This is a genomic window from Halorubrum yunnanense (assembly GCF_026586675.1).
Taxonomy (GTDB): domain Archaea; phylum Halobacteriota; class Halobacteria; order Halobacteriales; family Haloferacaceae; genus Halorubrum; species Halorubrum yunnanense.
This window is the reverse complement of the sequence record NZ_JAODIX010000024.1, coordinates 1-10,921: the sequence shown is the minus strand read 5'-3', so window position 1 is coordinate 10,921 and position 10,921 is coordinate 1. Positions and strand designations below refer to the sequence as shown.

The 10,921-nt window shown below is 64.5% G+C and carries 8 protein-coding genes and 1 pseudogene; 8 read left to right on the top strand and 1 reads right to left on the bottom strand.

The window, feature by feature from the left end; translation table 11 throughout:
- The 7 genes and pseudogenes from N5096_RS05525 to N5096_RS05495 all read left to right on the top strand — a co-directional run.
- Positions 1 to 110: pseudogene (locus N5096_RS05525) on the top strand (IS1595 family transposase); the annotation flags it as partial.
- Positions 111 to 897: 787 nt separating this feature from the next.
- Entirely contained in the window at positions 898 to 2,217 is a 1,320-nt protein-coding gene (locus N5096_RS05520; protein ID WP_267663327.1) for an ABC transporter substrate-binding protein, read from the top strand.
- A 323-nt stretch (positions 2,218 to 2,540) separates the two neighbouring features.
- Positions 2,541 to 3,503: a branched-chain amino acid ABC transporter permease gene (locus tag N5096_RS05515; RefSeq protein ID WP_267663326.1), complete on the top strand. Its 963-nt coding sequence runs from the start codon at positions 2,541 to 2,543 to the stop codon at positions 3,501 to 3,503.
- A 2-nt stretch (positions 3,504 to 3,505) separates the two neighbouring features.
- Positions 3,506 to 4,369 carry a branched-chain amino acid ABC transporter permease gene (locus N5096_RS05510; protein ID WP_267663325.1) on the top strand — a complete coding sequence of 288 codons (864 nt, stop codon included), beginning with the start codon at positions 3,506 to 3,508 and terminating at the stop codon, positions 4,367 to 4,369.
- On the top strand, positions 4,366 to 5,142 hold the full coding sequence (locus N5096_RS05505) for an ABC transporter ATP-binding protein (protein ID WP_267663324.1): 777 nt from the start codon (positions 4,366 to 4,368) through the stop codon (positions 5,140 to 5,142). Before N5096_RS05510 ends, N5096_RS05505 begins: the two co-directional genes overlap by 4 nt.
- On the top strand, positions 5,139 to 5,861 hold the full coding sequence (locus N5096_RS05500; protein WP_267663323.1) for an ABC transporter ATP-binding protein: 723 nt from the start codon (positions 5,139 to 5,141) through the stop codon (positions 5,859 to 5,861). The genes N5096_RS05505 and N5096_RS05500 overlap by 4 nt, the downstream gene beginning before the upstream one ends.
- A gap of 335 nt (positions 5,862 to 6,196) precedes the next feature.
- Entirely contained in the window at positions 6,197 to 7,621 is a 1,425-nt protein-coding gene (locus N5096_RS05495; RefSeq protein WP_267663322.1) for an aspartate aminotransferase family protein, read from the top strand.
- A gap of 104 nt (positions 7,622 to 7,725) precedes the next feature.
- Here the strand turns inward: N5096_RS05495 and N5096_RS05490 are convergent, their stop codons facing one another.
- Entirely contained in the window at positions 7,726 to 9,393 is a 1,668-nt protein-coding gene (locus N5096_RS05490) for an aldehyde ferredoxin oxidoreductase family protein (protein WP_267663321.1), read from the bottom strand.
- A gap of 236 nt (positions 9,394 to 9,629) precedes the next feature.
- Here N5096_RS05490 and N5096_RS05485 point away from each other — a divergent pair, with 236 nt between their 5' ends.
- Positions 9,630 to 10,811 (top strand): M24 family metallopeptidase, encoded by a 1,182-nt coding sequence (locus tag N5096_RS05485; RefSeq protein WP_267663320.1) that lies wholly within the window; start codon positions 9,630 to 9,632, stop codon positions 10,809 to 10,811.
- The last annotated feature ends 110 nt before the right edge of the window (positions 10,812 to 10,921 follow it).

Here is a 10,921-nt window from a genome sequence, read left to right as displayed (position 1 = left end):
TCTCAAAAGATCGCCTCACACAGTATCTCCGAGCGTTCCAACTCAGACGAGAACTCTACCGCAAACCCGGACGAAAAGCGCTCAAACACGCCGTCAAAGCAACTCTCTGAAATCAACAATGTGCTACACAAGAGCGTAGGACGAGACATGCAGCTGCGAGTCGACGCGCTAATCGATTTTTCTCGAATATACAGATCCCCATCAGACCTCCGAGGCGAGCTCGCAAGTGATGAAGACTATAGCGAGGAGTCAGCGACAGAGATGCTCCGACGTGAAAGAGGAGGCGAGTGAGCCCGCGGGACAAGTGCGGGAGGCGGACCCCTACGGGATGTTAGTCCTAAGTCGCTGAACGTCTGTGTCGCATAACGCTACACAGTGGGTCATTTTTAAGTGAGAGGACTGAGAAGCACGCGACACAAGCAAAAACGCAAGATCGGGCACGGCGATACGCGGGAGCGAATACCGGCGCACGCAGGCGATAGAGCCCCTGTGGTTGGTGATGCTGTAGATAGGGTTGCTCTGACCGCCAGCGAGCGAAAGCACCCGCCGAGCCAAGTACTTAAGTAGCGCTTAGGACGCTATCCCGTAGGGGTCCGCCGGTTCGAATCCGGTCCCGCGCACTAAGCGAAGGAGCGCAGCGGCTGAGCGAGGGAGCAGGAGCGGATTTGAGTCCTGGAAGTCGCGCGCAACAAGCGAAGCGGAGTGAGTGAGGTTCGAATCCGGTCCCGCGCACCAATTCCTTCTTCGGATTTCGGCCAGTCAACGGTGGGAAGGCGCCGAAATCGTCATACATCGGTAAGAGCTCTGTGCCGATTTCGGCGTATCGAAGGAGAACCAATATAAATTACCTTCGAATTCAAAAATTTAAATGGACTATGATTACATTCCAACTATGCTATGTCTGGCAACAGTAATAGCCGACGCGATTCGACCAAGCGGCGTCAATTCATTGCAACCATCGGTGCGACCGGGGCCATTGGCCTCGCCGGCTGTAGCGGCGGCGGCGGCGACGGCGGCGACGGCGGTGACGGCGGCGACGGCGGCGACGGCGACGATGGTGGTTCCACGAGCGGCGGTGACACGATCACACTCGGTGCACTCAATCCCTTCAGCGGCGGGCTCGGATGGATCGGTGGGAACGCCCGACGGGGGTACAACACGGCACTTCACCAGATCAACGACAACAGCGAAGGTGTCCTCGACGGGATGACGATCGAAATGAACGAACAGGACAGCCAGACCAACCCGCAGGAAGCTCTCAGCGGCTTTGAGACGCTCGCCGCCGACGACAGCATCCCGGGGATCGTCGGTCCGTCCAGTTCAACGGTGCCGAACCTCGTCCAACCGGTGCAGGACGCGCAGACTCCCTTGGTTACGATCATGGCCGGGACGATCCAACTCGATGACGTCGGCGGCGAGTGGTTCTGGCGGAACGTCCCGAGCGACGCGATCGGTGGGCGCGCGGCCGCACGGTACAGCTACGAAGAGCTCGGCCACGAGACGATGGCGCTGGCGTTCAAAGACGACCGCGGATCGCAGAGCTTCTCGCGTGCGGTCGGGGAGTTCTTCGAAGAACTCGGCGGCGAGGTCATCAACGAGACCCCGCTCGCACTCGAGACCGACTCCTATCGAAGCGAAATTCAGACGCTGATCGACGCGGAGCCGGACATCGTCCAGATGACGGCCGGCACCGAGATCAGTTCGCTGTTCATCAACAACTACACCGAGCTCGGTGCGGGGGAGAACTTCAACCTCACTCTGTCGAACGACGTCCTCACGACGGACTTCATCGAGACGGTCGGCGCGGACCCCATCGAAGGAATGGTCGGTCAGGCGCCCGCGCCCGGTCCGTCCTACGAGCAGTTCGAGGAGGCCCACCAGGAGGTGACCGACAGCGCGCCCGGAACGTTCGGTGCGAACGCGTACGACGCGGTCAACCAGTTCGCTCTCGCGTTCGAGGCACACGGCGCCGTCGAGCGCCAGGCGATTCCGGAACAGCTCACAAACGTCTCCAACCCGCCGGGAACGGAAGTCTCGACGTTCGCCGAAGGGAAACAGGAGCTGGCGAACGGCAACGACATCAACTACCAGGGCGCGGGTAATCCGCAGGACTTCGACGACAACGGGAACGTCCTCGGGCCGTTCCAAGCGCTGCAGGCACAGGACGGAGAATGGGTGCCACAGATCACCTACTCCGCCGAGGAACTGGCGGAGTGAACTCGGGTCGCTCCAGGGGCGATACCGCTCCCGGGTCCGGTGGGGCCGTGTCGGCGGCGGCCCCGTGCGATCGAGTGTCCATCTCGATCGTCCCTGCAACAGCCGTCGGTAGCCGGTCTGACCGGCCGGAATCGCCGGGCGCAACGTAACATCTCAGTCCGGAAGACTACACAGCATGGAACGTGTTTCACGGTACCGGGGCCCAGATGCTGTCGGGACGTTGTCGAGAGGACCTCCCGAACCACGGGTGAACGGTGCCAAACGACAGAGAAAAACTTCGAGTATGCTAATTAACAGACGCGAACAGACGGAGGCTGCATAGGATGGTTGTGTCGTTTTCCCTCGTCATGGTTACCCTGATCATCATCGGGATCTACGCGATCCTGGCGATCGGGATGAACATGCATTGGGGGGACACGGGGCTGTTGAACTTCGCTCACGCTGGCTTCTTCGCGGTTGGGGCTTACACATCGGCGATCCTGACAACGCCGGTGGGTGACGCCGGACTGCTCGCCAGCCGGACCGTGGGCTTCGACTTCCCCATCGTCGTCGGGATGATAGCCGCACCGATCACGGCCGGGCTGTTCGGACTCCTTCTCGGTATCACGAGCATCCGACTGGACGGCGACTACCTCGCGATCGTCACGCTCGCCGGAGCGGAGACGGCCCGGCTGATAATCTCGAACGAGGCGTGGCTCACGAGCGGGGTGCAGACGCTGAATAACATCCCCCGGCCGCTCGACGAGAGCCTGCCCGCAGTGCTTCCCTACGATGTGTTCTACTTCGGGCTCGTTCTCCTCGTGTTGCTCGGGAGTTACGCGTTGTTCAGACACTTCGCGAACGCGCCGTTCGGGCGCGTGCTCCACGCGATCCGGGAGGATGAGGACGTTCCGAAGGCGCTGGGGAAAGACACGGCCTGGTTCAAGCTCAAATCCTTCGCGCTCGGTGCCGCCCTCGCCGGACTGGCCGGTTCGCTCTGGGCGCACTACGTCTACGCGATCCAGCCGACCATGTTCCTCTCCAACCTCACGTTCTCGATCTGGGCGATGGTCATCATCGGCGGTGCCGGGAGCTACTTCGGCGCGGTCGCCGGTGCCGTCATCGTCACCGGGATCCGGCAGATCACCCGGTTCCTGCCGGGAGACATTCCGCTCGGGAACGAACTGCCGTATCTCCGCCTGATCATCATCGGCGTACTGCTCATCGCTGTGCTGTACTACCGGCCGCACGGGATGTTTGGTGACAAGGAACGGTCGCTCGCGGGCATGAGCGGAGGAGGTAACTGAATATGATCATCGATCCACAGTTCATCTGGAACGGGCTGGTCGTCGGCAGTCTGATCGCGCTCGCTGGACTGGGGCTGACGCTCCTGTTCGGACTGCTGAACTTCATCAACATCGCCTACGGCGATTACATGGCCATGGGCGCGTACTTCGCGCTCGCGGCAAACGTCAGATTGGACCTTCCGATCGTCGTGTCGATACTGATCGGTGCGGTCGGCGGTGGGGCACTCGCCGTCGTCGTCCACAAGGCGATCTTCAGCAAGTTCATGGATCGCGACCCGATCGTCTTGCTGGTCGTCTCGATTGGGATGGCGTTCATCCTCAGAAACGTGATACGAATCGTCTGGTCGACGGACCCGCGGTACTACGCCGTTCCGGTTGAAGAGGGGCCGTCGTTCCTCGGGATCACGTTCCTGCCGGAGCAGGTGGCCATCATCGCGATGAGCCTTATCGTTCTCGGCCTCCTGTTCCTCCTGTTGCACCGGACTCGAATCGGGATCGCGATGCGGGCGGCGTCCGACGACACCGACCTCGCGCGGTTGCGCGGGATCGACACCAAGCGGCTGGTGATCTACATCTCGCTTGTCGGCGGGATCATCGCCGCGCTCGCGGGGATCATGCTCGGTCTGGATTCGAACCTCCGGCCGAACATGGGCTTTATCGCGCTCATTCCAATCTTCGCCGCGGTGATACTCGGCGGTATCGGTGACCCGACCGGGGCCGTCATCGGGGGGTACGTCATCGGGATCGGACAGGAAGTGAGCGTGGCTTTCATTCCCTCGGAGTACAAGCCTGTCGTCGGTCTCGTGCTGCTGATCATCGGATTGCTCACCCGTCCAGACGGACTGTTCGGGGAGGCGACACGATGAGCGACGACAGCCCAATACTCGAAACCGAGAGCGTCACGAAGAAGTTCGGCGGACTCGTCGCCGTCGACACCGTCTCCGTGTCGATCGAGCAAGGGGAGATCACCGGTCTCATCGGACCGAACGGCGCCGGAAAGAGTACGCTGTTCAATCTGATGAGCGGCTTTCTCGAACCCAACAATGGGGCGGTGACGCTCAAGGGCGAGGACGTAACCGAACTCCAACCCGACAAGCGCGCCGAGCGCGGGCTGATCCGGACCTTCCAGATCACCCGCGAACTATCCGGAATGACCGTGATGAACAACATGCTGCTCGCAGCACAGGAAAATCCCGGCGAGCGGATCCTCCCGCTCCTGACTCAACCCGGGACGGTGAGAGCGTACGAGGACGAGCAGCGCGAGCGCGCTGAGGAGTTACTCAAGTACCTCGAACTCTGGGAGTTGCGCGAGGAGTACGCGGGCAACCTCTCTGGCGGGCAGCGAAAGCTGCTCGAACTCGGCCGATCGCTGATGTGCGATCCTGACGTGTTGCTTCTGGACGAGCCGATGGCCGGGGTCAACCCGGACCTCACCGACCACCTCCTCGATCGGATCACGGAACTACGGGACGAGGAGAACAGGACGTTCCTGATCGTCGAACATGATATCGAGACGATAATGTCCATCTCGGACAGCGTTATTGGGATGCACAACGGAGAAATCCTCGTTCAGGGGGAGCCGGAGACCGTCCAGCAGGACGAGCAACTGCTCGAGGCCTACCTCGGAGGTGAAGTATGACGCTACTCGACGTGTCCGGCCTCGAGAGCGGCTACGGCGATCTGATGGTCGTCCACGATGTCGACCTCGAAGTCGAGAGCGACGAGATGGTCGCGATCATCGGGCCGAACGGGGCCGGGAAATCGACGCTCCTGAAGAGCATCGTCGGACTGCTCAACATCAAGTCCGGGTCGGTCACGCTCGACGGGAAAGATGTCACCGGGCTTCCCCCGGAGGAAGTGATCTACGAGGGGATCTGTCACGTTCCACAGACGGAGAACATCTTCCCCAACCTGACCGTCCTCGAAAACCTCAAGATGGGCGCGTGGGCGCTCAGCGAGAGCGATCTCGACGCCGACTTCGATGACCGCGTTCAGCAGGTCTACGATCGATTCCCCGTTCTCGAGGAGCGGCCGGACCAGAAGGCCGGAACGCTCTCGGGCGGCCAGCAGCAGATGGTCGCAATGGGGGCGGCGCTGATGCTCGATCCGGATCTGCTGATCCTCGACGAGCCCTCGGCCGGCCTCGCTCCCCAGCTCGTCGACGAGGTGTTCGAGAAGATCGTCGACATCAACGAGTCGGGGACAGCGATCCTCATGGTCGAACAGAACGCCCGACGGGCGCTCCGGGAGTCCGACCGGGGCGTCGTCCTCGACCAGGGCGAAGACCGGTTCGAGGGAACCGCCGAGTCGCTGCTCGACAGCGACGAGGTCACCGAGCTGTACCTCGGGACGCAGTAATACCCCCATCCCCCCGTCGACCCCCCGAATCACGCGTTTTGCTCCGTCCGTTCCCACGGGATCGGACAGAGACCTCTCCTGACCCCACCTCGCTCGTGAACACTTGCGGGTCGGACCGGAGACCGTGGGGGACGTCTCCCCTGTGTTTCAGACGGCACCGACCGGGGCGGCTCTTCGAGAACTTCCGAGCGCTCGCTCGCAGGGCGATGGTCTGACGCGGCCGCGCCGCCCCGGCGATCGGACGGCGCCGTCGAAGATTAAAACGAATTCCGTATACACTGTCATTGATTGCTGGTTGCACCAATTCTATGTGGGCGCATCGTATCGGTTGGGGTATGCCAGGACCGCCGATCCAAGACCTGCACTTCGCAGAGGAGCCGAGCGTCGACCGAGTCCCCGGTCCGGAGTCGCGACGGCTCCTCGAAAAACAGGAGGAGATCGACAGCAGCGCGGTCGCGTACCCCGACGACATTCCGGTCGCGTTCAAGGAGGCGAAGGGGGCGACGCTCCGCGACGCCGACGGCAACACGTACATCGACATGTTCGCCGGCATCGGCGTGTTGAACGTCGGCCACTCGAATCCGTACGTGCTGGAGGCCGTCCGTGAGCAGACCGAGGAGATCGTCCACACGATCGACTTCCCGACCGAGGCCCGACTGGACCTGATCGAGAAGCTCGACGAGATCGCCCCGCCCGGCCTTCGCGGAGAGAACCGGGTCGTCTTCGGGGGGCCGACCGGGAGCGACGCGGTCGAGGCCGCGATCAAACTCGCGAAATACAACACCGGGGGCGACGGGCTGATCGCGTTCCGCGGGAGCTATCACGGCGCGACCTCCGGCGCGATGGCGCTCACCTCGAACAAGGGGTTCAAGGACGACTACACGCCGCTCCTCCCCGAGGTCGTCCACGCGAAGTACCCCTCACCGTTCATCGACCGCGCCGAGTCGGGCGACGCGGCGTCGGTCTGTCCGCGCCCCGCGAGCGAGTGCTGCGGCGCCCCGTCGTGTGCGCGCGCTCTCAAAGAGGTACGAGAGATCATCGAAGACCCCTACGGGGGACTCGCGAACCCCGCCGGGATCTTCGTCGAGCCGATCCAAGGCGAGAGCGGCGTCATCGTTCCGCCGCCGGGCTTCCTGAAGGGACTTCGAACGATCGCCACCGAGAACGACATCCCGCTGATGTTCGACGAGATTCAGAGCGGGCTCGGCCGGTCCGGGCAGTGGTGGGCGAGCGAGTGGGAGGGCGTCACGCCGGACATCATGACGACTGCGAAGGCGCTCGGCGGCGTCGGCTTCCCGCTGTCGGCGACGATCTACCACGAGGACCTCGACACGTGGGACGCCGGCGGTCACGCCGGTACCTATCGCGGCCACGTGGTCGCGATGCGCGCCGGGACCCGCGCGATCGAATACATCCAGGATCACGACCTTCTAGCGCACGCCCGCGATCTCGGCGAGTACATCCGCGACCGGCTCCGGGCCGCCGGTGAGGGGACGGACCGCATCGGCGAGGTCCGCGGCCGCGGGCTTTTCATCGGCGCGGCGTTCGTCGACGAGGACGGCGACCCCAACGGCGACGTCGTCGACGCGATCCAACAGTACTGCTTCGAGCACGGCGTCCTCGTCTGGAAGGCCGGCCGTCACGGCAACGTGCTTCGACTGCTGCCGCCGCTCGTACTGACCGAGCGACAGGCCGAGGTCGCCACCGATATCATCGCGGACGCCATCGCGGCGACCACGGAAGGACAGCGGCCGACGTAGGCGGCGTCGGCTTCTTTCCGATCGCGTCTCGTGTCGATCGGCGGCCTAGCAACACCTCGGGCCGAGGGGCTTCGGTCGGGCCAGATCCGCACGGCCCGGAAGCCCTACGCGGGCAGCGCCGACTCGGGCACCGTGCCGTCGTCGTTCCACCCGCGGAGCTCGTAGTACGAGCCGATGGCGTCGTCGAGGCCGGACAGTTCCTCTTCGTACGGGAGTCGGTCGTCGTCGCCGTCGATCCCACGTCGGTTGTTGAAGTGGCGCTCGAGCGTCACCGTCCGGGCGCCCGCCGCGAGCAGCTCGTCGAAGTCGGCGCCGAAGAGCAGCTCGTAGCGCTCGGGCGTCATGAAGTCCCGAGAGAACTTGCAGACGACGCCGCTGTCGTTGAGCGCCATCAGGTTCTCGCGTTCCACGAGGCGTTCGGCCTTCCCCTCGAATCCCGCGGGCTCCATGGCATCGTCCTCCTCGACTAAGGGGTACTCCACGGAGTAGAAGGTCGCGTACATGTGGTCGGCGCCGCGGTTCGCGACCGCGTACGAGAGGGCCTGCCCGTGGAGGAGCCGCCCCTCGTGGGCCGCGAAGTCCATGTTCTTCACCGACCAGTTCCCGACGCCGAGCTCCTCGTGGATCCGGCCGATCCCCTCCGCGAGTTGGTCGCCCTCCCCGTCGCGGTGGGCGATCTTCTCGACGAGGTCCCAGATGAGCTCGCGGTTGCCGAACTCGTCTTCAGCGGCGAGGTACGCCGCGATCGTGTTGCCCGCAGAGATGGCGTCGAGCCCGTACTCGTCGCAGAGCCGGTTCGACTCCATCACGTCAACGACGTCGTCGACGCCCGAGTTCGAGCCGAACGCCATCGCCACCTCGAACTCGGGGCCCTCGGTCTCGACGCCGCGCCCCTCGTCGCGAGTGGGGAGCTTGCAGGCGAACGCGCACGCCGAGCACGTCCCCTTCTTGTACTTCTTGTCGGCGACGGCGGCGCCGTTTATGCCCTCGACGCCCGCGAAGGAGCGCTCGGAGAAGTAGTAGGACGGCAGCCCGTCCATCTCGTTGGCGAGGTCCATCACCGCCACCGTCCCCTGCTCTTTCATGATGTGGTCCTCGGTGGCCGCCTCGCGGTGGACGTCGTCCGCGGTGGCATCGATCGAGACGTCGGGGGCCGAATCGCCGTCGAACGTGACGGCCTTGACGTTCTTCGAGCCGAGCACCGCGCCCAGCCCGCCGCGGCCGAACGCACGCTCCTCGGTCGTCATCACCGACGCGAACCGGACCTCGTTCTCGCCCGCCGGGCCGATGACGGCCGTCTGCTCTTTGGAGATGTCGTGTTCGCCCTCCAAGAGCTCCGTCGTCTCGGGGACGGTCGCCCCGACGAGGTCCGGCACCGCCTCGAACTCGACGCCGTCGTCGCGCACGTGGACGACGACCAGCTCGTCGCTCGCACCGGCGAGCTCGATCGCCCCGTACCCCGTCGCCGCGAGGTGACGCGACACGAACCCGCCGGCGTTCGAGGAGAGGAGCCCGTCCGTCAGCGGCGAGAGCGCGGTGCAGTTCGTCCGGCCGGTGAAGCTCATCTGGGACGCCTGCATCGGCCCGGTGGTGAACACGGCGCGGTTCTCGGCGCCGAGCGGGTCCGCGTCGAACGGGATCCGCTCGTGAGCCAGCCGGGTCGCCACGCCCCGTCCGCCGATGTATCGCTCCTGAACCCCCGTGATGTCGGTCTCCGACGTCGTCCGCTCGCCGACGTCGATGGACAGCAGCGGTCCGGTGCTGTGTAGCATACGGAATCGTCCGTGGACGAGATACAAAAAACCGAGCCAAGCCGGACGAACCGGGGTTTTAATGCCTCTCGACCGCTCTCAAGAGACCGCTCACGAGACGTGTCGGAGGGGCCTGAGCGGCGCTTCGGGGCGAATTCCCGGGATGCGCGGACGAGTCTGTACACAGTTTCCGTATTTAATGTACACGGTAAATTTATGCTGCTGCTGGCTGATCGGCTTCGTAGACGCCTCTTATCATGCCACGGGAACACATCTTCGACGAGGCCGAGTACGAGCGGCGGGTGGCACGGACGAAAGAGCGGCTGCGCGAGCGCGACCTCGACGCGATCGTCGTCAGCGACCCGGCGAACATGAACTACCTGACCGGCTACGACGGCTGGTCGTTTTACGTCCACCAGGCGGTCGTGGTGACGCCCGACCGCGACGAGCCGATCTGGATCGGCCGCGACATGGACGGGGACGGCGCGCGGGCAACGACGCACCTCTCCGAGGAGAGCGTCCGCGCGTACAGCGACGACCACGTGCAGTCGCCGCGCGACCTCCACCCGATGGACTACGTCGCGGGCGTCCTCGAGGAGTTGGACGTCGCGGACGGGCGCGTCGGCCTCGAGATGGACGCCGCCTACTTCACCGCGAAGTCGTACACGCGCCTGCAGGGGAACCTCCCGGACGCCGACTTCGAGGACGCGACGCTGCTCGTCGGCTGGATCCGGATCAAGAAGTCCGAGCAGGAGTTGGAGTACATGCGACAGGCCGCGCGGATCTCCGAGAACGCGATGCGGGCCGGCCTCGACGCCGTCGGGGAGGGGGTCCCCGAGTACGAGGTCGCCTCCGCGGTCTACCAGCAGCTGATCGACGGGACGGGGGAGTACGGCGGCGACTACCCGGCGATCGTCCCGCTGATGCCCTCGGGCGACCACACCGGGACCCCGCACCTCACGTGGACGGACCGACGGTACGAGGACGGCGACCCGGTGATCATCGAGCTCTCAGGCTGTCGACACCGCTACCACTCGCCGTTGGCCCGGACGACGTTCGTCGGCGACCCGCCGGCCGAGCTCCGGGAGACCGCGGACATCGTGGTCGAGGGGCTGGAGGCGGCGCTCGACGCCGCGGAGCCCGGCGTCACCTGCGAGCGCGTCGAGGAGGCGTGGCGGACCACCATCGAGCGGTACGGGATCGAGAAGGAGGATCGCATCGGCTACTCGATGGGGCTCGGCTACCCGCCGGACTGGGGCGAGCACACGGCGAGCATCCGCCCCGGCGACGAGACCGTCCTCGAAGAGGACATGACGTTCCACATGATCCCCGGCATCTGGACGCCCGAGGTCGGCATGGAGATCAGCGAGACGTTCCGCGTCACCTCGACGGGCGCGGAGACGCTGGCCGAGTTCCCCCGCGAGCTGTTCACGGCCTGAGCGGGGTTCCCGCGATCACGGCGCTGTTGAAGCCCTCAATATGCCTTGTTTTGCCGCCTAGTGACGACGGTCTGGGACGCTCTTACTGTAATATTCCGCCAGATTAACCC

Coding starts and splice junctions, on each gene's coding strand:
- N5096_RS05520 (WP_267663327.1), top strand. CDS start 898: ATGTCTGGCAACAGTAATAGCCGACGCGATTCGACCAAGCGGCGTCAA.
- N5096_RS05515 (WP_267663326.1), top strand. CDS start 2,541: ATGGTTGTGTCGTTTTCCCTCGTCATGGTTACCCTGATCATCATCGGG.
- N5096_RS05510 (WP_267663325.1), top strand. CDS start 3,506: ATGATCATCGATCCACAGTTCATCTGGAACGGGCTGGTCGTCGGCAGT.
- N5096_RS05505 (WP_267663324.1), top strand. CDS start 4,366: ATGAGCGACGACAGCCCAATACTCGAAACCGAGAGCGTCACGAAGAAG.
- N5096_RS05500 (WP_267663323.1), top strand. CDS start 5,139: ATGACGCTACTCGACGTGTCCGGCCTCGAGAGCGGCTACGGCGATCTG.
- N5096_RS05495 (WP_267663322.1), top strand. CDS start 6,197: ATGCCAGGACCGCCGATCCAAGACCTGCACTTCGCAGAGGAGCCGAGC.
- N5096_RS05490 (WP_267663321.1), bottom strand. CDS start 9,393: ATGCTACACAGCACCGGACCGCTGCTGTCCATCGACGTCGGCGAGCGG.
- N5096_RS05485 (WP_267663320.1), top strand. CDS start 9,630: ATGCCACGGGAACACATCTTCGACGAGGCCGAGTACGAGCGGCGGGTG.